Origin of the sequence: Sphingobium sp., assembly GCF_033795625.1 — a bacterium.
Lineage (GTDB): Bacteria > Pseudomonadota > Alphaproteobacteria > Sphingomonadales > Sphingomonadaceae > Sphingobium.
Genome location: NZ_JARYGI010000005.1, coordinates 1 through 22,696 on the forward strand (window position 1 = coordinate 1; position 22,696 = coordinate 22,696).

Sequence of the window (22,696 nt, forward strand, 5' to 3'; positions counted from 1 at the left end):
CTTTACCTCACCAACTAGCTAATCCTACGCGGGCTCATCCCTGGGCGATAAATCTTTGGACTTAACGTCATCATCCGGTATTAGCAGTCGTTTCCAACTGTTATTCCGAACCCAAGGGCAGATTCCCACGCGTTACGCACCCGTGCGCCACTAGACCCGAAGGTCTCGTTCGACTTGCATGTGTTAGGCATGCCGCCAGCGTTCGTTCTGAGCCAGGATCAAACTCTCAAGTTTGATGCTCGACCTCCAGCGCGGCGGAATAAGCCACGTCAAAGGCCGCCATTTCATGGAGCCATTCCTGCACAAATTACATTCACTGTGGATATGTAAAATTGAGACATATGAACTCCCCACCAGACCAAAGCCCAGCAGGAACCCATTAGGAACGGCCTAAATTTAACTGACCCCACACGCCATAAAACCGTGTGAAACCAGAGCCGTCGCCCACATGTCCCTTCATCTAACCTACAATGTCAAAGAACCCAGCCGACAAAAGTGGCGGACAGTTACCGTTCCCCGCTATCGCTATCGGGGGACTCACTGTCCGTTCATGTTGGCGACCAGTCAAAAGCACTACTTGCTAGCAGCGCCCCGTCCGGTGAAACGGCATATATGCCCATCACCATAAACCGTCAACTCCCCTTTTCAATTTTATGACAAAAAATCGAAAGAAGACCGGGAACAGGCTCACCGGCGGATGAAGATGGGCTTTGCAGGGTTGCCTTGAGCAATGGCGTTGGCCGGAATGTCCGTAACGACTACGGAGTTCGGGGCGATTATAGCTCCGTCGCCTATCGTCACGCAGTCCTGGATAGATGCGCCTGCACCTATCCACACATTATTGCCGATCGTGATGCGCCCCGGCTTACCCGCCACTTCGGTTGCGGATGTGCCACCCGGCCGTTTATAATCTGATCCGGCGATCCAGCTGTTTGGGCTGATAAGGCAGTCTTGGCCGATACTAACCCCCTGCTCGCCGCCGCCTATGAAGCTGCCAACTCCGACATCGGTGTGAGAGCCGATGGAAATCGGGCCGCCGCTGCTGCTGATCCTTACGAAAGAACTGATCCGGCTGTTCGCCCCGATGGACAACCAGGGTTTAAACTCCACCTGCGCGCGGGGACTGATGGCGGCCTTGAAGCGGATTAAGCCTATCAGAGGGTTTAATAACACCACTGGTTCCCTCTGGTCAGCCTGACCATGTCAGCGCTGTTCCGCAAGCATAACAAGGTCGCCAAAACTGTGGACATTGCCGATCTCGGACATGGAAGGCCGGATGCCGAACTCCTCTTCCAAAGCGGTGATTAGGCGCAGATGAGCGAGCGAGTCCCATTCCGGAAGCTCTTCCCGATCCACCTCGGGGGATAGGCGATGCACCGGAACTTCAAGTACGTCGGCCATCAAAAAGCGAATCCTATCGATCACATTCATGCAGCCAGATCCTCACGCATCTGAATCCAGGAGCAGGCGGCAGCGGCGGCATTGCCAGCGTACCAAGCATAATCGACTCTGCCGTCCTCCGCTTGATGCAAGGGGTGAAATCCATGATCCTCGAACAAGCCGGCTACTGGCGCATTGCGTGCAGTGGGCCGGTATGCGGCCAGGAGAGTCGCATCGGAATTCGTACTTGCAAGACGATCCTGCACGCGATGCAGTATTTCGGTTTCAACTCCCCTGCCCATTGCGCGGCAGCTCATCACGAAACTGTCTATTTGCCAGCGCATCGGATCGTTCGTCCGCGTAGCGATCGCCGCGATCATGCCCATGTCACCGAAGCGATCGCGCATGAAGGCCACTTCCAGGCAGATATCCTCCGTGTGGATCATCTCCTGCAACTCTCCCAGCGAGTACCGGATCGTCGTTACGTTGAACTGGTTGGTCTTGGTGAAAAGCTGATGAAGCCGATGGAGATCCCGAGGCTCGGCTTGGCGCACCTCAAGTTCGATACCCAAAGCGTCCAGATATCCAAGTCCCTTGGGTAATTCCTGTAGAGCCGCTTCTCTTGCCGCAGCTTCCGCATAATGATCGGCCTTGCGCACATCCTCGGCCGTGATTCGGGATTTCTCGAACCACGGCAAGCGGTCGAGCAAACCTTCATAGGACGCGATGTCCGCTGGGAGCAGCACCGTTTCGATGTCAGGCAACGCGGCCCGGACATGCTCGACTTCTGCAGGATTATCGTCGAGGAACACGAGCGCCTCGATCCCGATGTTAAGGTCGCGTGCAATGTTGATCAAACCCTGACTCTTTGAATTCCAGCCCACCGCAAGCGCTGCAAAATCACTCCGTTTCAAAGGCATGTCTACTCGCACATCGAACAGCTCATCGATATCGGAAGGATTGTTCTTGCTGCACAGAGCCAGCAAAACGCCGCGGTCTTTGAGAGCTTTCACTCGCCGTTGGAAAGCGAGAAACGCTTCTCCTGTGGGATCGCCGGGATCGATCTTGATCCCCCAAGGTCCCTCCTCACCCAGCACGCCGCCCCACAAGCTATTGTCAGCATCGACAACCAGGCATTTCCGGGCCGTGCCAGTTGCAGCAATCAGGTGCCGCGCGAAGCAGTTGCCCATTTCCGCCATCAGCCGTTCGGTCCACCCGACCTTCGCAACATGGAACATCCGCCGGTCGAAGCCCTGATCGCTACCGACGCGAGCGGCAGCGCCAGCTAAATCAAATAGCTGAACGCGCGGGTGATCCGCCACGATCTCCAGCATACTCCGGTTAAGCTCATAGTAGAACTCCATTTCGCCGAAATCATTGGCGGCATCCGCCACTCCTAGGGCCGGGAAAGCGGGCATGGGAAAATTGGCTACCAGCAGCGTCGCATTTGTTCCCGACTCAGCGGCCACTACCCAGTCGCGTATCTCATTCGTTATCTGCTCCCGCAGCTTGAGCCTCTCGCCAGGGGAAAGAGCAGTTATCCCAGTTATGGCATCGGGGCGGAGTTGCTCAAGCGACAGCAACAGAAAGATAATATGCGGATCGAACAGCTGACAGACGCCTGTCGTGAGATCCTGAAAGAACTGGCCAAAACCGCCATAGCGACAAGATAGCTGGAAACCCTCGCGGGCGCTTGACACCGCCAGGAACGGCTCCAGCAACTCGCAAGTGACGTTACCAAGCAACGTGACCCGGACAGTGCCGCCGGCATCAAGCTCCCTCAGTTGGCGGTGAAACGCACGATAGTCCGCGCCACGAAGAGGACCCTCACGCTCCTTGAGGCGAATGTCGCGACGAACAAGATCAATCGTCCGATCTGCTGCAATGGGATCACTCATCTTGCCAAAGACCTGTAAGCGAGGATTACCGTTGGGACCGATACAGCCAGCCCTCCGATGCTGACACCTAGCAGGAGGCCCGCCAGGCCGAGGGAGGACCCTGCCCACCCACCAGCACAAGCGAGAGCCAACCATGCGAAGCTCAATTTGTTCATGTGATGAACAGTCGTTCTATTGCCGCAGCCTGTAAGGATTGCAGTGGCCATGGCATGCGCGAGCTTCGAGAGTCCGTTTAGGCAGGCAGCTGCCGTTAATCCATAACCTACGTGATAAGCTCCCATGGTCAGCCAGGGCACCAGCAAGGGTGTGAGGGTCAAGATCGCTATGGTGGCGACCAAAGCCAGACCGCCCGCCGCCAGGATTTCCAGACCCACGATCCGCCGCCGCTCCCGCAAGTCCGTGGCGCGCCGCAATCGGGGCACCAAAGAAAACCCCACCCCTGCAACAAGCAAACGAAAAGGAAAAATTGCTGTCGACGCAAGCACGGCAAAGATGGCGAGGTCTGCAAGGCCCAGCGTACCGGGCACCAGCAGGCGCTCGACCTGGAGGGCTATAGTGCCAACAGCAGCAATGCCGAGCAGACTGGAGGTCTCACGCCAATCAATCTTCTTTACAGCGGGCACGCCACTGAGCTGATGACGCAGAGCCATGGCTACGGCGACCAGCGCCATTATCGTGTTACCAAGGGCGAATACAATCAGGGGACCAGCAGCTGTAACTGGTGTCCACAGCAATGCGGCTCCGCCGATGGCCAGCAACATCCAACTGGCCCCGGTAGTGAAGGCCAGGCCCCAGAGCGTTCGTGCTCGCGACCGCAACGCGGCGTTCGCAGTGACAATGATTGCCCCTGTCACTATGGAAATGGTCAGCGCAGATGCCTCCATCAGGCTCAGAGCGTCCAGCGACACTATGAATGCCGAAACTGCCGAGCCCATGAGTAGTGCGAACGCTGCAACCAACGAAATCAACCGTGTATCGGGATTTAGCTGGTGACGCAGTATGAATTGGTCCAGCCCCAAGGGTGCAATCAGAATAAGTATATTGAACAGGGCCAGCGCCAAGGCAAACTGACCGAACTCCGTCACTGACAAAGTGCGTGCGAGAAGGAGGTTACCAAGCGCGAAGGCGCCACCCGACATGAAGAAGACTGCAGACGCCGCAAGGCTTGGATGCCTGAGTAGTTTGGAAGCCGTGTTCAGCAGCGAAACTGTGCCTGCCTCGGTTGCCCCCAACTTACCGAATGCCGCGCCTTGGCCCGCTGCTTCGTTCATCGCCATCTACCAAGAATTTTCCTGGTCAGGCTGAGCATCGCTGGCAAGGTTTCCGAACCAAGCCGACCGGGGCGGCATTGCAGCATCTGAATACCCTCCAAGGCAGCAGCAAGAACAATATGCTGAATCTGTGAAGGGCTGAGAAGCTACGGGTGAATACCTATGTAAGCTGCTGTAATGGATTCACCTGTTACAAAGGGTAAGGGTACATTCAAGGCGGTCAACTTGGGCAAGCTGCGGATGAAGATTTCGGTAGTCATACCTACACATCGACGGCCTGAGCTGCTGAAGGAAGCGATGTCGAGCGTCGCCCAGCAAAGTCTATTGCCGGACGAACTCATCGTTGTGGATGACGCCGACGATATAGTTACCCGACAGAATGTTATGAACTTCGCGCTTACGTGGCAGGTTCCCACGCGATACGTTTCCAATATGATCGCGCCTGGTGCTTGTGGCTCTCGCAATCTCGGCGCCTTCGTCAGCGCTCATGAATGGATTGCTTTCCTCGACGACGATGATGTGTGGCAGCCGCCGTTTCTTGTCCGTACAGCGGAGCGCGCCAAGCAGGACGGCGTCGATCTGGTCATGAGCGCTCTCAATCGGCAGGAGCAAGGCCGATCGGACATCATGCGGTCTACACCCGAGGGCATGACAGGAGCCAACGTTCTGCAATTTCGCAGTGCGATGACGGGGAGCAACTTCCTGATTCGGGGGACGCACTTCGCCGCTGTGCGTGGGTTCGATCCCGCCATGACCGTCTTCAATGACTGGGATTTGCTAGTGCGCCTCCTGCAAAACCAGACAAGATATTCCGTCGTTGGTGAGCCCCTCGTTGTATGGCGGGATCACTCGGGCGACAGGATTGCCACGCCCAGTCCAAAGCGCGCTGACGGGATCGATAAATTCCTAGCCCGATATGGCCATGAATTGCCGGCTGCTATGAGAAGGGAATTGCGAACTACCGCTCTTGGCATCAGGCGGAAATGCGCTGTCCGGCCGCGCCATTATCTTGAACTCAGTATCGCCCTGGCACTGGCGCATGGACCGGTAGCGGCACTGGCGCGGTTCGCAAAGGCGCCCAAGCTATCCGCTACGTCCTAGAGAAATGTGTCGGTTGAGGAACTTCGTGTGAAAATTGCGTTCTTTGTAGCCGATTATCCTAACCCCTCAGAGACATTCATCGCCCGCCAGATCGTCGGGATGCAAGCCTTGGGGCATCAGGTCACGATCATTGCCGGGAATTTGAAAGCGCCCTTCGAGGAGATGCGAGGCGAAGGCCTGACTGTCCAACTGATACGGGAGCAACGCACTGGGCTTGGGGTACTGGCTCTACGGTTAAGCTGCGGCTTGCGCTCACTAATCCGGTGGCGCCGATTACGAGGGGTCATCCAAGGGCTGAAAATGGGTTCACTGATGCCCGCAGCCGACCTCTTCAGCTGCCCGCGGCATCTGGGTTCTTTCGACGCCATCGTCGCGCATTTCGGGCCCATGGGAGTGCGCGCGGACATCTTGCGTCGGGCGGACTTGCTAAAGGGACCGCTGACAGTGGTTTTTCATGGAAAGGACATGAGCGATCACTGGACCTTGGAACGCTACCTGCCTTCCTATCGACAACTGTTTCAGTCGGCAGAACGCCTACTGCCGATTAGCCGGCTGTGGCGAGATCAGCTCATCTCATGGGGAGCGCCGCCCACCAAAATCCAGATACTGCGCATGGGGGTAGATTTCGACGCGTTACACCCGCTTCCGGACGACCGGCCGCTGTCCAGGCCCGTCCGTGTGTTAAGCGTGGCACGGTTCGTAGAAAAAAAGGGTCTTCAATATGCGATTGAGGGAGTGAAAAAGGCTCGCTCGGCCATCGAATATCATATCATCGGTTTCGGGCCTCTCGAAGAAACTCTCGCGAAAAAGGCTCAGTCCCAAGGCAACACGGTGAAGTTTCTTGGCCGCAAATCTCACTCAGAGGTGTTCGCGGAACTTCGCGCAGCCGATATATTCCTTCTGCCATCGGTGGTAGCTGCAGATGGGGACATGGAAGGCATACCAGTGGCATTGATGGAAGCCATGGCTATGGGCGTCCTTGTCATAGCGACTCATCATAGCGGTATCCCGGAATTGATTGAAGACAACAGTGAGGGACTACTGGTGCCGGAACGCAATGCCGCGCCTATCGCTCGGGCTTTGGAGCGCCTTGCTAGCGGTTCCGTGGATATAGCGGCGATGCGTAAAGCGGCACGGGCGAAGGTTCGGCTCGAGTTCAACAACGCAAATCTCGATCACGAATTGGAAGCTATTCTCACGCAGCTTCAGCCGAGCGTTTCACAACGCGGAGCCGTGAAAAGTGCGCCCCCTGCGGTGCAATCGCTCTCCACCTGATCCACCTCAGGAGGCCGCCACCATAGTCGATGAGCGGCCACGGCTAAGTATGCTCCGCACCATCTGGGCGGAGCGAGCGATCATGTCACGACCCTCGTTGGATAGCGCATGGAATGCGACACTGCTTGTATAGGCCGCCACAAGTCCACAAGCGATCAACGGAAGCGCTTCCAGGCGTTCCTTCAGCACCCAGACTACTGCCGCTCCGGCAGCCCCGGCAGCCAGCGAGGGCAAGAGTACCGCGTACAAGTCGGAAGCGTTCACGCTGGTGTTCCGCGTGCTCCACCGGTACAGGATAGGAATGCGGAGAACTTCGCTTGCCGCATATGCGGCTGCGACGCCGGTCGCTCCCCATGGCAGCCCGATCACTATGCTCCCGATCGCGAAAATGGCTGAGGCAACACCCCAGTTCATCATAGACCGTGTTTGGCCCGAGCTGATGAACAGCCAGCCAGTGGCATTGGAGACCGACTGCACGCTCGCGGCCAGCGCCAGCCAGAAGAAGATGGGCGCTGCTCCCAGCCATCGTTCGCCGAGCAACAGCACTACCAAGGGTTCGCTACATGCGGCGGCCACCAGCGCGCCAGGCACCGTGACGAAGACGAGCGAACGCACTGCGAACAGGAACATCCGGCGATACCGTACAGGATCTGTGAGAACGGACGAAAGCGCGGGCAGCATCACTCGTGACAAAGGTTGATTGATCGTCTGAAGTGGAAACATCATCAGACGGTAGCTGCGGTCGTAAAGGCCCAACTGTACCGCACCCCATACCTTCGCAATCAGCACGTTATCGATGTTCCGGCTGAGTTGATTAAGCAGGTTGAAGCCCGTGACATCAACCCCAAAGCGCAGAAGCGAACGCGCACCTTGCAGCCGGACGCGGATCGAAGGGCGCCAAGGGTCCATGAACCACGCCAGCAGTGAACCGGCGATAGCTCCGACCAAAGGTCCTATTACCAGCGCCCAGTAGGTCCGCAGAATCAGGGCGCTCAAGACCGTGGCGGCAAAACTCACGATCGCCACAGTCATGTCGATGGCGCTGAGCGCGCCAAACCGCATCTGTCGGTTCAACAAGGCGACGTGCAACAGCGACACGCCCGTCGCCACTACCGTGAGGCCGCTCGCCGCGATCACGTAGCCGGGTCGCCGGTCGCCGTAAAACATGGCTACCAGCGGGCTTAAAGCTACGAACGACAGGGCTATGGCCAGCGACGCAAAGATGTTGAACCAGAACACAGCGTTGATCTGGTCCGCTGTCAGGTCGCGCCTCTGCACAACCGCCTGACCTAGCCCCAAAGACTGGAAGATCAGTATGAAGCTTGCGATTGGCGCCACCATCGCAATCACGCCGTAATCAGCGGGAGACAATAATCGCACCACGATCACCGTGGAAGCGAACATTGTGACGACCTTCACCGCCTGAGACAGCCCGAGTAATGTAGCGCCACGCGCAGCGGCATTGCCCAGTCCCGGAGAGCGCGCATTTTCGTTAGGCATGGGCCAGTCCCGTCGGAGCTTTTGCACTGTCCGCTTCGGCCACAAACGAAGCGAGTTTCGCCCGCGCGTAGAAAAAGCCGAAGCACGTCCACATCAGTGCCGTGGTCTTGATCGATAAAGACGCGTTGCTGATCGGCAGGCACGCCACCAGGAATATCGCCATGCCATGCTTGAAGGCCCTGCCGCCCCCTGTCTCCCCAGTACTGGCGAGCGTGACGGTGATCCACAGGATGATCGCGACCGGCAGCGTCTGGTTCTGAATGAAGTAGACCAGCCCCGCATCCTCGTTGCCGGTCCGGCTTTCGCCAATGGCGAAGAAGCGTTGCACATTGAGCCGTCCCAAGGCCTCGATCCCATATCGCAACCGGCCGGCGAAAGTGTCCCCGACTTCGGCCAGCAACCCCAGCATCTTCGCCACTGTCAGTAGAAGCAGCGAGAAAGGTAGGTAGACGATGCTAATCCAGCCGGGAATGAAGCGGACGACCGGCAGAACGGCAATCAGCATCAGGTTCACCCCTAACGCCAGGCGACCATCACAGACCACCAGCAGCGCCATATTCGAGGCGATCAGCAACACTCGCAATTTTACGCTCAGGTCACGCCAGAGGCCGGCGGTGAAGAGAGTAATCATGATCGTCCAGTTGCCCAGCGACACCGGCTCAAGAAAGAGAGACGATCCTCTGTGAAGCCCTGAATTCGGCAGCAGCATACGCCCATGTGGCCGCGTCGCGCTCACGAACAAGTCGCCACCCGCCCAGAAGTCATTGGCTTCATACCCGCGGGAGTTGATGTAATATTGGGCAACTTTGAACACGGATCCGAAGTTGACGGGATATAGAACCTCCCAGATGCCGACGATGAGGATGGCGGCCTGCATCATCACGACGGTTCGAATAAAAGTCGTTCGCGTGAGTTGCATCCCCATCAAAACGAAGGCCGGGATCAGGAGAACATCACCCAGGCTCTTGGGATCGAACTGCGCACGAACAGCCGCAGTGGCGAGGGACACCAGCGCGAGCATCCAGACCAGAGCTATCCACAAGCTGGCTGCTCTGCCGCAAGCATAAAGCCCCAGTAAAAGCGCCGAACCGATCAAAGCACCCTGTACGATTGCCACCATTGTCCCGCTGACGGGCATGACCGACGCGTTCACCAATGCCAGGAGAGGATTGAAGGCAACAGTGAGGCCGAGCACAGCGGCGCAGGCAATCTGCAGCTGAGAAAGAGCAAACGGCCGGGAATCATCCTTAGCACCACCGGGAGGTGCTGGCGGTGCCCAGGTAAAAGTCGATCCCATCGGCGCCTTTGCCTCAAGCACGGGCAGCCTCTATCAAGTTGCCCGCTACTTCCGACCAGGATGGCACATGCGAAATCGATCGGGGCGCATTCGCCGCACGCTCCAATGCGCCAATGATGGTTTCTGGGTATTCGGGATCGTAGCCGAACCTCAAGCTACCTTGCTCGACTGCAAACTGAGGACAAACTGCAGGTAAGCCGATCGCACCGAACTGAAGCAGTTTAAGGCTGGATTCCGCGAGATATTCGGATCGCGCTTCCTTCTGATACGCGGCCAATCCGATGTCTGCGTGGCGGATGTAAGGTAATGTACTGCTGAAAGGCATCTCCGGATGTTGCACGACGTTATCCGGAAAAGTGCTGCTGGGCACACCGATCAGATGGAACGTCCAGTCCGACAAGTGCTCGGCAGCTAGGCATACCGGCTTCGGGTCGAACAGCATGGCGCCCACGGACACGATGTTTTTGCCACGGGGGTACGGACTCTCTGTCGGGGCACAGATCTGATCGCGGTCGACGCCATGGCGAAGCACTATCTTTGGCGCCCGAAAATCATCGAAGTGGGGAAGCATCGCTTGAGCGACCACTACTACAAGATCGATGGCTTCCCGCGACTGTTCCAAAATCTCCTGCACACGCGGATGAACTCCAGCCGTTGATAGGAGGTCGGCGGCGCGGTAGATGAGACGCGCATTAGGCGCCGCAGCTCTCACCCGCGGGATGAGAACCGGCGCGATGCCGGACTCTACGATAATGACATCCGCTCGCGACGCCGCTTCGTCCAGCGCATCGCAGCGACTGCGTGCCCACATATCGTACAGGTAGCCGAAGCGTTCGCCCATGAGTGGCATCCGCGTCGCGTGCCACACCCCCCGCCATAGATAAGCCTGGACGCCGTCGACGGTTTCCCAATGATTGGCTCTTTCGTCCAGGAACGCCCGGCTGTCGCTTCGAAGGCGGGAAAGCCAACTATAGCCGATAGAGAAGAACTGAACTTCGTGCCCCTGCTCCACCAGAGCTTTGGCCAGAAAATGCGCACTTGCCTTCCGCTTCGTGCGATAATCATGACGCGACAAGATGAGGACCCGCACGGGCGATGCTGATGAAGGGAGCGCGCCTGCTGCTGGCGTATCTCTTTCGCCTAAACTGGATGTCGAACGCACATTTGCTGCTGCGGTCTTCATCAGGCGTGTAAACCAGCTTGGCGTTGAGGAGTGCCGCCGCTTTTGGTTCGGAACCTCACTCCCCGCCGCGCCTCATTCGCTATTGCCGCAAGAAATGTTACATTTCCAATGAGGTAGCGTCGAGCCAGTCGTCGTGGCTCAAGATATAGGCGATATGTCCATTCAAGACGCGCAGCCCGCATCCATTCAGGCGCCCGAACGGCGGCTTCGGCAACGAAGTCGATCAACCCGCCCACGCATATGATCGGCAGTCCGATCGCCTTCACATTTCGGCTGGCCCACAGTTCCTGCTGCGGCTGGCCCATCCCGACGAGGACCAGATCAGGGTCTGCGGCGCGCACGCGCTGCGCTAGCAACGCCTCGTCCTTCGGATCGAAAAAGCCATGGTCCGTTCCCACAACCTCAATCTTGGGATTGATCCGTTGCAGCATCCTGCCTGCGCGTGCCGCGATCCCGGGGGCGCTTCCGATGATGTACACTCGCAACTTCGTACGAAATTGCCTCAAGAACGCGGGAACAAGATCGGTGCCGTTAAGGTTCGCAGGGAATTTTCGACCGTAGAGCAACTTGCTTGCAATATCGATGCCGGCACCATCGTTCAGAACGAGCGCCTCGCTCATTGCCTCGCTGAATGCCGGGTCCCGGCGCGCTACGTTGACCGTGTGAGCGTTGCAAAAAGCAACCACCTGCGGCTGCCGCGCCCTGACGATGCCTCCCAACTGATCCAGCGCGGAAGCCGCATCCATCACGGGAACATCGATGCCACCAAAAGAACGCCGCCTTGTCCCAAGAATGGTGTCGTACAAGGTTTCGATCTGTTGCGACACTCCGCTCCACGCGAAGGACTGAAGCGAAGTAGCCAGCACCTCCTTAGGAGGCACAAGCAAGGCGCCCGCGCGATACAGGTCCAGGAACCGCTCTGGCGACTTAGGATCGTCGAACGTTTCGAGCAGCCCATACCCTAATCTGGTGCGCGTATACTGATGTGCAGGAATATCACTCAGCACGGGGAAAAGTCCTGCCGAGGCAGCTTCCACGGCAGCTATCCCAAAGCCTTCATGAGAGGCAGCGGACGCAAAGAAGCTGCTCTTCGATATAAGGCCGGCAAGTTCCGCGTCGCTTGGGAAAGGCACGACTTCAAAGGCGTCGGTCACGCCCAGCTGCCGTGCAAGGTCGGTCAGGGCCGCAACATCCACGCCCATGGGCTTGCCCGCGATGACGAGCTTCCATTCTGGGTCCTGCCGACGGAGAGCAGCGAACCAGCGGAGCAGCTTTTCCGGCTCCTTGTTAGGCGCCAGGCGTCCAAAACTCAAAATAGTCTTTGTGTCGCGGGCTGCCAGCCCGGCGAACTTTCGGACATCGACGCCATTCTCGATGGTCAGCAAACGATCGTCGGTGATCGTCGCGAACATGTCGTGGTCCGACTGGCTGCAGGCGATTACCGCGCGATAGGCCTTAAGGCTGTGCCGCGTGACCTGGTTGAAGTAGAGCCTCTTCATCTTCGCAGCAAAGCTGGTGTGGAAAAACCCGCCGTGCGTACTCAGCACCAGAGGCTTCCGATGCACCATCGTCGTCGCCGCGAGAAAATCGGCGAAGAAGTCCACCCCATGAACGTGCACGACGTCTGCCGCGCTCAGGTGGCGCAGGACGGAAGGAGCGAATGGATAGCGTTCGCTGCCTGAGAAGGAGATACGTTGAACATCGACACCATCGATGTTTTCCTGGTCCGCAAGCACACGGTCGGGTTCCCCGAAAGTCTTGTTCAGCGTCAATACGCTGACCGAATTCTGTGCAAGCTGTTCACGAGAGAGGCAGCGCACGTAGTCTTCCATTCCTCCGACGCCAGGAAGATATTGGCGAGTCACGTGCAAAATGTGCATGAATATCTCACTCGTTCGTGAAATCTGACATCTACTTGAACATAAATGTCCCTAATACCGCGGTACCGGCAGTTCGAAGACTATGTACTATTTCCTGAGTATCAGCCACAGCGGTAAAGTCTCTACGTAATACTACTACAGCTGCATCGGCTCCATATGTAGGTGCCGACGATCTGCTTCTGTGACTTGCGTCGACAATCGTGAGATCAAAATCTTCCGTGACCTGCCTGAGCGCAGAATGCATCTGCACTGAGGCGGATGCGGAAGTAGAATGCTTGGCGGTCGCAAGCGCGAGACGAGGAATGGAGCTTGCGCGCACGATCAATTCCGGCTCGCCGCCATCGTCCTGCCCGGTGCCAGTGTAATATGGCAGCCCAAACAGCCGATGTTGAACGGGATCGGCGGAATCCGTGTCGACCAGCAAAGTACGCCAGCCCGACTGGGCACTGGCAATCGCGACATTGGCGCTAAGCAGCGCCGTCTCCGCATCTGCATCCGCGCCAAGAAGCACCACCACCTTCGGGCGCTCGCCATTTTCCAGTCGCGCCGCGGAGATCATCGCCCGTAAATTCCGCGCCGCTTGAGCAAGTGGGTCATCGGGTGACAGCGCGGCCACGAGATGAGGGTCGAGCTCGAGCAGGAGGTCGACTTCCGAACTGCTCGCCCCCTCCCCGCGACCTTCCTCCTCATCGAACCGGGCGTCATGCGCCAGCGGAACATCGTGGATTCGAACCGTGCTTTCTGATGATTTGAGCCTCATGTGGTCGCCTCCCCGCTAGGCTGGGGCAGCGCCCGTGTCACATGCACAGTGCCCAGGACAGGCGCTCCCGTAAGATGAACCAGGCTGGCCACGTTCCGGATGCGCGGCCGCCGCCATTCCAGCGCAACCGCTACGCCCACGGCCAACATGAGCCCGAACATCATCGCCATCAGCAGTCGCATGACGACGTCAGGACTGGTCGGCAGCATCGGCGTCTCCGCCTTGTCCAAAAGCCGGATGTTAGTCGCCGGAACCGTGCTGCGGAGCCGCATCGACGCGAGTTGCTGCGTGACCGAGTCATATTCCCTGCGTGCAGAAGCCGTATCGCTTTCGAGCACTTCCAGCTTGCTGCGGTCAGCGGCCTGCGCCAGCATCCTGTTGCGCTGGCCCGAGAGCAATCCTCTGATCTGGCCTTCTCTCGAAGTGGAAGCGGCGCTTGCTGCACCCAGCATCCCAGCCGTCTTCCCCGTTTCGCTTGCCAGCCGCGCCTGCAATTCGGACAGCTCCGCCTGAGCAGCCTGCATCATAGGATGTGCGCTACCAAGCTCCGAGCGCATTTGCTGCACCACCGCGGACTTCGATGCAATTTGTGAGCGCAGCCCCTGGATCACGCCACTCGTCTGCACTTCGGGCATCGCCGATCCGCCCACATTGGCGCGCGCCCGCGCATCCGCAGCCTGGGCTTCGGCATTCGACAGTTGGGACGACAGTTCACCCAGCCGCGTGCTCTCGGCATCTATCGATCCAGTGGAGATGATGCCCCGGGCCCGCTGAAAGTCCGACAAGGCCTGTTGGCTAGACACCAACTTGGCGCGCACTTCCGCAATCCGTTTCTCGAACCAGTCGGCGTAAGTTTTTGCCGGATCAGTGCTCATCCGCAGGCGGACATCCACATAGCTGTCGGCAAAGGCATTGGCCATTTGAGCCGCTTTCTGGGGATCCGACGATTTATACGACAAGGTCATCACATTGTCGGTTTCGCTGGTCGCGACCGAAAGGCCGGACAACAACCCCCGTGCCAACCACCCATCGTAGGTCTGCGCGCGGCCCGTCTCCTCCATCCACCGCTCCTTGAGGTCGGGGCGCTGCTTCATGCCAAGCTTGTCCGCCACCTGACTGGCGATAGCCTCACTGCGGATGATCTTTGCCTCGGTGGCTAAAGTGGAGGTTGCCTTGGAGCTTTGCGAGGGCTCGGCTGACACAGGGTCCGGCGCACGAGAGTCCACCAGCATACTGGCGCTGGCGATGTACGTCCGCGGCGTGACGGCTATCCAGATTACCGCGAGAAGCAGCACTCCAAGGAAAATCGCTACTTCAAGCCTCCAACGGACAAGTACCGCGCGGATCAAGTCTGCCAAATGCATGAGCGGCCTTTCAAACTACATGCCCGAGACGCGTTGTCTCGGATAAGGGAATGACGTTGTCGGGTGTATCTGCCCGACTGGGCGTGTGGGTGAGCAGCAACGCCAGGAAGAACTGAGGCGCGCCAGAATCCCTAAACACATATTGTCCGTCGTCGCGTCGCTGGAGGGCTGGGCCGAATGCCTGGATCGCCTGCTCTGCCTGCCCTCCCGGCAACTCCCTTACGATATGAGGCATGCTGACGGCGTCCAGCATCGCCGCAGATCGCGCGACATGCGCCAACGCATGATGCAGCGCTGCATTCTTCTCCGCCAGATATCTGAAGATCGCCGCGTCTTCGTCACTCATCAGCGCCCAATCTTCGGTGGCAGCGAGGATGCCAGCCAACGCATCGGTAGATGTCACGGTGTCGCGGCCGCGCCTTAGCGTTTGAAGCCCAGCCTGCGCGCAAAAGAGCCGTACATGATAAGGCGACCCGCAGGCCAGGCTCGCGATCAGCTCCTTGCTCGCAGCATCGAACGGGAGGCCGGCTTGCTCTGCCCCCACGTCGATCATTTCCTGCACCGCACTGGCGCTGATTCGGCCGATAGGAATGGCCGTGAGATGGCGCCTTAGCGAAGGATGGTCGGTGATAAGATCAGCCAGATTTCCGCCTATCCCCACGAGCACGGCCTGCACCGGCAGCAGCGCATCTGCCAGCAACTTCAGGAAGCTTGCGAATTCCAGCCGAACCTCACGCCCCAGGATTCGGTCGAATTCGTCGAAGATGAAAATCAGCCGCCGCGTCGTGAACTCCTCCAGGAAATCCACTGCATTTCGGGGGGTAAGGTTGTCCGAGAGGTTCCGCAGCGCATCGCGAAACAGGACATCGCGTCCCTCGGTAATGCACGATCGCGGGATCGTCTGAAGATAGGGCTTCAGCAATTGGGCGAAGCTCTGTTGCGGCTCGCACGCGGTATAGATGATGACCAATCCCTGTTGGTCCGCATAGTCCGCGAAGACCCGGACCAGTGAAGTCTTGCCTGATCCCCGCGCGCCGTAGATCAACGCGTGCTGCTCGCGCAGGACCACTGCATCGAACAGGGCCTCCAGCTTCTCAGCGCGCCCGTACAGGTCGCGACGGTTTTGCACCGGTTGTGTGCTGTTGAAGTTGATGCTGACCCTGCGCCGGCGCGGATCGGTGAGCGCATCGAAGGTATGGCCTTGCCGGATCTTGGGTGAGGCGGGAGGTGGCGCCGCGGTCCTGCCAGCTTGCCCTCCGGGTGCACTTCCCTGAGCCAAGGGTTGTCGAGCAGGTGCTGAGAGGACCGGCCGCACTGGAGGCGTCGGCGCGAACAGACGCTTGAACCACGACATGGGAGTACCCCATGATCTTCGACGTCCAGCAACGGTCCGCCGCGTGTCGGGAGCGGCCCCAGCCATCAGAACAGTTTCTCATTGACGAAATAGACATCGCCAGCCTGAACCGGCGTATCCAGAGGAACCTTCTTTTGCGTAGTGGGGCCACGGGTCAGCGTGATCCGCTTTTGCGTACCCGCCAGCGTGGGACCGCCTGCTTCCGCTATGGCCTGGCGCAGTGTCATTCCGGAGCGTATCTCGATCTTCCCCGGCTTGTTGACCTGGCCGTAGACGTACAGCAATGGCGCGGCCGGAACGAAGATGGAGTCTCCCGCGATCAGAGGTTCATCGCTGCCATTCGCCAATTCATCCAGGATCACGCGTCTGTCGGGTTGGCCCTTACGGCGCAGGATCACGTAATCCGCGGCGTCGTTCCGCGTTCCCCCCGCTCTTGCCAGCACCATCGCGACCGTCAATGGCCTGTCGATCGGATAGAGCCCCGGTTGCTGAAGGCTACCGAACGCCGTGACGGAATTGCTGACGAAGCTTGTGATCTCCACATTGACGATGGGGTTCACATAATAACTGCCAGCCTTCAGCTTCTGCGCGATGTTGCTGGCCAGCTGATTTGCGGTCTGCCCGGCCGCCTGCACTTCTCCGAGCATGGGCAGGGTGATGCCGCCATTCTCCTTGACGCGGGTTTTGACGTCGATGGGATGCCCGCCGAAGACCGAAACCTGGACTTCGTCGTTGATGCCGAGCGTATAGCTGGCAGATGTCGCCTCTATCGCTGCGTGCACAGCTATCGGGCTAGCCACAGTGCCAAGCAGGAGTGCCACATGCACAAGCATTTTCATGATCGATCTCCCATCATAAACGTACGCCGATCTGTGCAGTGACCGACGCCGATTTATACTCGTAATAGTCGATGTTGGCTGAGCGCCGTTCGTAGCTGGCGGCCAGCCCGGCCCTGATCTTCTGGTTCAGCGCACGTGTCACGCCGAGCCTGACGGTTGCGGTGCGATCGAAGTCCCTCGGGAACGGCGTGTCGATAAACAGTTCATCCTTGAAGTTGCGATGCCGCAGACTTCCCCCGAGCTGGAACTCCGTGCGCGCGCCTGGTTTGTAGGAGGCAGACACCTGCCAGTTGGTCAGGATGATGTAGGTTGCGCCCGTATTTCCCTGACTGGATGCTGCCCGCCCTGCCCTGAAGGCAATGGCCAGAGCTGGCGATGGCCGGACATCCACCCCGCCCTCGAACCCGAAACCTGAAAAATCGGCGATGGCAGGAGCGCGGGGCTTAACCCTGAAGTGGTTGGCGGCTGCCCTGAAGCTGATGCGCGGCGCGACGTTGCGAGTGAACAATAGCCCATATCGCCAGGTTCCGGTGCGATCGTCGATGCCCAGCCTCGACCTGAGCTTTGGACGATCAAAGCGTTCATATTCCACAGACGCCACAAGGTCGCCGATGCTGGGCACGCGATACCCGATCCCCGCTCTTACATATTCGTTATGCAGATTGAAGATTTCCCGCGATTCCGCAGTGTTGGTCGCGCGGCTTATGCGCCCGGTCACGGTGGGATACAGCCCGGCGGCCCGACGACAGGACAATGTCAATTCCAGATCCGTTTGCCGCAGCGTGTTGCCTACGACGAAGCCCTGATCGGACAGGTTGGCCTGAGCCCAGTTCACGGCGGCCGCCGGACGAGCGCGACATGACCCCGCGACAACGAAGTCCACTTCGGCAGTGGCTTCTATCCTCTCGCGATTGAGAAACTTGAAATTACGGTGCAGGTCATAGCCGGCAAGCCCCGTCAGCGTGACCTGATGCCGCCCACCCAGCAAGCGCCGGAGAGTGAAGTCTATCGACGGCGTGATCCGCAGATCGTCGCGCTCATCCGGCGCGCGTAGCCGACTGAGCTTCAGCATGTTGTCGTCATACGTGGCGCGGACCGTAGGCTGGATTACCAGCGTGTCGGGCGGCATGTCGACTTGCGCAGATGCGGTGCCGTGGCTTGCTGCTCCAATGCAGACAACAATCAAACCGACGAACCGGGGCCGCATCATCTTCCGGCCCCGATAAACCGCGCCAGCACGGCCATCTGTGGCTTTTGCTGCCCGGCCTCCGGCTGAATACTCATTGGATATCTTTTCCACCACGCCCCCCCCGCCCAATATGCCCAGCCCATCCAGACATCCGATCCCTGCTCGACTTGCCGCAGAAGCATCGTGAGTGCTTCGAGGCAGGGAGCATTGGATGCGGCGCCGAATTCCCCGAGAAAGCCGCGATATTTGTTCTTGCGCAGCCATTCGGTGGCGGGCTTGAGGCGGGAGGCGGCAACGGCCGGTTCGACGCACTGTTCCGTCGTTCCGCTATTGTCCGCATCAAGATATTGGTGGAGTTCGAAAGCGAAGTTACCGCCGGGATCGCGAAAGCCGGTGAAGGCGGCCGCGTTCGAGTTCGGGCCACCCCTCGTCCAGCTGTGCGCCCCAGTCCAGGACGTTCCGGGCACCAAAATCAGGTTCCGGGCGCCCGTGCGGCGAATGGCGGCAACCGTGTCATCCACCATCCCGCGCCATGTTTGAGCAGGAATGCCGTTAGGCTCGTTCATCAGGCCAAACGCGATCTTGTCGTTACCTTTGTAATGCTCGGCGAGTTGACGCCACAGATTGGCCAGCAACATGCTTCCGTCCGGCAGATGATCCAGCCGCTGACCGCCAAGCTTTCCGTAATTATGGACGTCCAGGATGATCGTCTCGAAGTTGTTCATTGCGGCAAGCGCTTTGTCGAGCCGCCGCATCTCGTCGCGGGCAAGGGGTTGGCTCGCCACCGGCTGCACGCGTTCCCATAGAATGGGCACGCGCACGATCTTCATCCCGCTAGCGACGAACGGCGCAGCAACCTTGGCGTCAGGATAGACATAGTCCTTCCCGTAGGTGCCCGGCTTGCGTTTCGAGTTGAACTCGCCGCTTGCCAGATTGACACCGGCAATCGGGCGCTTCTTTGGCGCGCTGTTGGCGGTGCACAGAGCCAGAGCTACCAGGATCGTCAATCTGGCGCATGGGGAGGAAGGCGACGCTTTCATCGCAGCATGCCTTCGCTTCTATACCAGTCTACGGTGCGCCTGAAGCCCTCGGCCAGCCCGACCTTCGGCGCATAGCCCAGCAGCGACCGCGCCCGGTTGATCGTGAAGGCGCGGTGATGCTTGAAGAAGGTCAGCCGCCGCCGATGCAAAGGCGGCTCGACGTTCAAGGGCGCACAGAGCAGCTCACAGGCCCTGGCCGCCGCGTTCACGGGCCCATAAGGAAGGTGACGCTTGGGAGCAGGCACGTTCAGGGCGCGCGCCGCCGTCGCCACATAGTCGCGCAGTGGCAGATGCTCGGCCGCGCCAATGATGAAAGTCTGACCGGCGGCCGCGGGCTGCCGCATTGCCAGCATGAATCCCTCGACCAGATCATCGATATACACTGGATGGAAGTGCGACTTGCCCTGCCCCACGTAAACGAAGGTGCCCTTCTGCAACATGCTGAACATCTTGAGCATTCGCGTATCGCCCGGACCGTAGATGCCGCAGGGACGGACCACGACGATCTCCATGCCCGGCTCGCGCATCTGCTCGCGGCAAAGCTGTTCGGCCAGCAGCTTGCTCTGCTGATAAGGATCGCGCGGCGAGAAAGGCGCTGTTTCATCGGCTACGCCACTATGCACATCGCCGTGGACGCCAATGGACGAGCAATAGACGAACCTGCGCACCCCTGCATCACGCGCAGCCTTCAGCAGCAGCGCGGTACTGTCGCGATTGATGTGCAGGAATTCCTCCGCGGGGCCCTCCGTCCGGTACATCGCGGCAATGTGGAAACAGGTGTCGGCGCCTTTCACCAGCTGCGCTATCGAATCCGGATCGGTGAGGCCGCCAATAAGCCAGTCGGTAGCGCGCGTCGCCACATCATCGTCGGGCGCACGGCGCGATAAGGCGCGAACATGATAGCCCTCGGAGGTCAGGCGGCTTGCCAGTGCTCCGCCGGTGAAGCCTGACGCGCCGGTGATAGCGACTATGGGGAGCGCTTCGGCGTTCATGCAGACACCCTGTCGAACCGGGCGAGAACCGGATTGCCGATCAGGTGAGTGATACCAGTGACTCGCAGTGCTTCCTCTACCGGGGCTACGCGTTTCCCTGCCAATCGATGTACGCCCATCGGAATGCTGAACTGCTTGATCGTTCCTGCTGGACGAAAACCATGACGAGCGAATGCCCGATTGATTTGCATTGGCCAGAAGCTGCGATAGGTCCGGGTATCGCCCTCGATCGCACGCTTCAGCGGATAAGCGGGCAAGGCCAGTGCGTTCAGCCCTGCCAGCGTAGGATAGTCCACGATCACATGGCGACGCGCGACCCTGCACAGCTCGGCGATCAGTACATGCCAATGTGTCATGTGCGCGAGCAGCCGGATGCTCGTCACCAGATCGAAGCTGCAATCATCGAATGGGGAGGCAAGCAGCTCGCCTTGTCGGAACTCGACCTGGTTGCCAAACGGCCCATGAGCGATCCGCTTTGCGCAGCAATCATCGCTGCCAAGAACCGTCACTCGTCCTGCGTTGCGAAGCAGCGTTTCGACGAGCTGGCCGTGTCCTCCGCCTACATCGAGCGCCGACCGGAGCGGAGCAGTCCCCTGCCCCTTCTGTAGCAAGGCTTCTACACCTTGATTCTGGACTTTCAGGAGATAGGCCCCGGCGTCCCCCGAAAAGCGACCTGCGTAGGCATCAGACGATGTCTCGACATCTGGCCAGGTAAAATCCAGCGCGATCATGCAGCGCCTCCCGCGACGCTGGCCCATGGGCAGGAGGTGCTGGGCCGGTGATGCCAGCGGAACAAGCGGAAGTGATTTACCGGGGATTGCACCGGGGACGTGCGCTGCTCGATCCGGTCGGCTACCGCAGGCGGCACACCCTTGGCAGTCCGCCAATGTGCATCGTCCACTACGATCAACCCGTCAGCCCGGCAATCGATCAGACGGTCCAGACCCGCCACACTGCCAAGGATAGGGCGGCCCGTGCGCACATCCCTAGTGAAATCCTTGCTCGTATTCAGGTCGCTCAAGTGGCTCGCATTGATCAGCATGTCATGCGGCCGGATGTGCTCGATCGTGCGCAAATCATCGGATGCGACCAGAAAGTCGTCGCTCCTTACGGCGGCCCGTAGCGCTTGCGCCTGCTCATCCCAGATCGGGTCTGCAGGCTGAGCGAGATACCCAGAGCCACGAAACGCCGTGATGCTCTCACGCAGTGCGGCGGCCGTATGCCGATAGCTGGAATTGAGGAGCAATGTGGCGAGGCCAACTGCCAGGAGCACAGCCACGGCAAAGACCGCACTGGTTTCCGGACCGACGCCAAGGGACCTGAAGGCTCGCTTCAGGGCTGTAACCGCTGCCTGGACTGGCCGCGTCAGCGCCAGCCCGAAAAGCAGCGCCACGAACGGCATCGCGTAATAGACGTAGCGGCCCGCCTTCATGGCGGCGAATGAATGCGCCAGCAGCGTGACAGCAACCATGAGGATGCCGAGAAGCGCGAGGCGGCGATCCTGAATCACGGCTAATACGGCGGCGATCGGAAGCAGGATGAGTATCAATGGGATCTGACGGGAGAACTCCCGCAGATAGAACAGGCGATCGGACGCATGGTCCTGCGCCCACACCGACGCAGACTGAAAGCGCTGCATCAGGTGCGGGAATAACAGGAGCATGAAACTGACTATTAAAACGCTTACCGCAGCGGCCGCCCACGGCCAGCGCAGGGCGCTCGCCTTGATCACATCGAACCGTTCAATCCCAAACCACGCCGCCAGCGCGGCTGCAGCAATGAGCGTGGTCGGCTGCAGGTGATAGCCGAGCGCCAGCAACGCCACCGCTCCCGCCAGCCGTATCGCCATGGCGCTTCCGGCCTTGGCCGCAGCGGCATGAACCAGGATGGCTGCTCCAAGCACGACCAACGCTTGAGGCGCATAGAAGCGGGCGAAATGCGCCACATCCAGCGTATACCCGGAAAGCGCCAGCAGCAGGGCCGCCACCGTCGCCGCCGTCCTGTCCGCATGACGTGCTACCCAAACATATAGCAGCGTTACAACGCCAGCGGCGAGAAGCACGCTAGGCACCCGTGCGATCAACAGGCTTCCGCTGCCGAACAAATCGAATGTCGCCCCCACCATTATCGTGAACAGACGGGCCCGCGTATATTCCCCGTCCAGAATGGCGAAATTCGAATGCTCGGCCCAGTTCCGGGCTGCGAACAGCGTGTAATATTCATCGACACGCACCGGCGTCGTACTGATCGTCGCGGCATAGAGTGCGGCCACTGCGAGAAACAGCAGAGGGGCCTGAAATGTACCGATGTTCAACGCCAACGCTCGCTTCGGGAAAGGTATCGGCATCTTGGTCGATACAGTCATCTGGAGTT

Annotated in this window: 19 protein-coding genes and 1 rRNA gene; 2 read left to right on the forward strand and 18 right to left on the reverse strand. The window is 59.2% G+C overall.

Annotated features, from left to right (window positions below):
• From QHC67_RS03655 to QHC67_RS03675, 5 genes are all read right to left on the reverse strand, one after another.
• Positions 1-234: ribosomal RNA gene (locus QHC67_RS03655) — 16S ribosomal RNA — on the reverse strand; the annotation flags it as partial.
• 453 nt (positions 235-687) lie between these two features.
• Positions 688-1,092, reverse strand: a complete 405-nt coding sequence (locus QHC67_RS03660) for an acyltransferase (RefSeq protein WP_319291121.1) — start codon at positions 1,090-1,092, stop codon at positions 688-690.
• 111 nt (positions 1,093-1,203) lie between these two features.
• Positions 1,204-1,431, reverse strand: a complete 228-nt coding sequence (locus QHC67_RS03665) for an acyl carrier protein (protein ID WP_319291124.1) — start codon at positions 1,429-1,431, stop codon at positions 1,204-1,206.
• Complete coding sequence (locus tag QHC67_RS03670; RefSeq protein ID WP_319291127.1) at positions 1,428-3,278, reverse strand: HAD-IIIC family phosphatase; 1,851 nt, start codon at positions 3,276-3,278, stop codon at positions 1,428-1,430. Before QHC67_RS03670 ends, QHC67_RS03665 begins: the two co-directional genes overlap by 4 nt.
• Complete coding sequence (locus QHC67_RS03675; RefSeq protein WP_319291130.1) at positions 3,275-4,510, reverse strand: hypothetical protein; 1,236 nt, start codon at positions 4,508-4,510, stop codon at positions 3,275-3,277. The genes QHC67_RS03670 and QHC67_RS03675 overlap by 4 nt, the downstream gene beginning before the upstream one ends.
• A 216-nt stretch (positions 4,511-4,726) precedes the next feature.
• Between QHC67_RS03675 and QHC67_RS03680 the strand changes: the two genes are divergently transcribed.
• Entirely contained in the window at positions 4,727-5,650 is a 924-nt protein-coding gene (locus QHC67_RS03680; RefSeq protein ID WP_319291133.1) for a glycosyltransferase family A protein, read from the forward strand.
• A 27-nt stretch (positions 5,651-5,677) separates the two neighbouring features.
• Complete coding sequence (locus tag QHC67_RS03685; RefSeq protein WP_319291135.1) at positions 5,678-6,925, forward strand: glycosyltransferase; 1,248 nt, start codon at positions 5,678-5,680, stop codon at positions 6,923-6,925.
• 6 nt (positions 6,926-6,931) lie between these two features.
• Here QHC67_RS03685 and QHC67_RS03690 read toward each other — a convergent pair whose 3' ends face one another.
• The 13 genes from QHC67_RS03690 to QHC67_RS03750 all read right to left on the reverse strand — a co-directional run bounded on the left by QHC67_RS03690 (position 6,932) and on the right by QHC67_RS03750 (position 22,688).
• Positions 6,932-8,425, reverse strand: coding sequence for a lipopolysaccharide biosynthesis protein (locus QHC67_RS03690; RefSeq protein ID WP_319291138.1), 1,494 nt, complete (start codon positions 8,423-8,425; stop codon positions 6,932-6,934).
• Positions 8,418-9,743 carry a polysaccharide biosynthesis protein GumE gene (locus QHC67_RS03695; RefSeq protein ID WP_319291140.1) on the reverse strand — a complete coding sequence of 442 codons (1,326 nt, stop codon included), beginning with the start codon at positions 9,741-9,743 and terminating at the stop codon, positions 8,418-8,420. The genes QHC67_RS03690 and QHC67_RS03695 overlap by 8 nt, the downstream gene beginning before the upstream one ends.
• Positions 9,736-10,905 carry a polysaccharide biosynthesis protein GumK gene (locus QHC67_RS03700; protein ID WP_319291143.1) on the reverse strand — a complete coding sequence of 390 codons (1,170 nt, stop codon included), beginning with the start codon at positions 10,903-10,905 and terminating at the stop codon, positions 9,736-9,738. Before QHC67_RS03700 ends, QHC67_RS03695 begins: the two co-directional genes overlap by 8 nt.
• Positions 10,905-12,737: a WecB/TagA/CpsF family glycosyltransferase gene (locus QHC67_RS03705; protein WP_319291146.1), complete on the reverse strand. Its 1,833-nt coding sequence runs from the start codon at positions 12,735-12,737 to the stop codon at positions 10,905-10,907. Before QHC67_RS03705 ends, QHC67_RS03700 begins: the two co-directional genes overlap by 1 nt.
• Positions 12,738-12,816: 79 nt before the next feature.
• Entirely contained in the window at positions 12,817-13,545 is a 729-nt protein-coding gene (locus tag QHC67_RS03710) for a hypothetical protein (RefSeq protein WP_319291148.1), read from the reverse strand.
• Entirely contained in the window at positions 13,542-14,909 is a 1,368-nt protein-coding gene (locus tag QHC67_RS03715; RefSeq protein WP_319291151.1) for a GNVR domain-containing protein, read from the reverse strand. Before QHC67_RS03715 ends, QHC67_RS03710 begins: the two co-directional genes overlap by 4 nt.
• A gap of 10 nt (positions 14,910-14,919) precedes the next feature.
• Positions 14,920-16,263 (reverse strand): ATP-binding protein, encoded by a 1,344-nt coding sequence (locus QHC67_RS03720; RefSeq protein ID WP_319291153.1) that lies wholly within the window; start codon positions 16,261-16,263, stop codon positions 14,920-14,922.
• Between the two features lie 65 nt (positions 16,264-16,328).
• Positions 16,329-17,102, reverse strand: coding sequence for a polysaccharide biosynthesis/export family protein (locus QHC67_RS03725; protein WP_319291156.1), 774 nt, complete (start codon positions 17,100-17,102; stop codon positions 16,329-16,331).
• A gap of 13 nt (positions 17,103-17,115) precedes the next feature.
• Positions 17,116-18,312 carry a gellan polysaccharide biosynthesis protein GelF gene (locus QHC67_RS03730; protein ID WP_319291158.1) on the reverse strand — a complete coding sequence of 399 codons (1,197 nt, stop codon included), beginning with the start codon at positions 18,310-18,312 and terminating at the stop codon, positions 17,116-17,118.
• Entirely contained in the window at positions 18,309-19,331 is a 1,023-nt protein-coding gene (locus tag QHC67_RS03735; protein ID WP_319291163.1) for a glycoside hydrolase family 5 protein, read from the reverse strand. The genes QHC67_RS03730 and QHC67_RS03735 overlap by 4 nt, the downstream gene beginning before the upstream one ends.
• A complete protein-coding gene (locus QHC67_RS03740; protein ID WP_319291166.1) occupies positions 19,328-20,323 on the reverse strand; it encodes an NAD-dependent epimerase/dehydratase family protein in 996 nt (331 codons plus the stop codon). Before QHC67_RS03740 ends, QHC67_RS03735 begins: the two co-directional genes overlap by 4 nt.
• Positions 20,320-21,054 carry a class I SAM-dependent methyltransferase gene (locus QHC67_RS03745; RefSeq protein WP_319291167.1) on the reverse strand — a complete coding sequence of 245 codons (735 nt, stop codon included), beginning with the start codon at positions 21,052-21,054 and terminating at the stop codon, positions 20,320-20,322. The genes QHC67_RS03740 and QHC67_RS03745 overlap by 4 nt, the downstream gene beginning before the upstream one ends.
• Positions 21,051-22,688 (reverse strand): hypothetical protein, encoded by a 1,638-nt coding sequence (locus QHC67_RS03750; protein WP_319291168.1) that lies wholly within the window; start codon positions 22,686-22,688, stop codon positions 21,051-21,053. The genes QHC67_RS03745 and QHC67_RS03750 overlap by 4 nt, the downstream gene beginning before the upstream one ends.
• Positions 22,689-22,696: the final 8 nt, after the last annotated feature.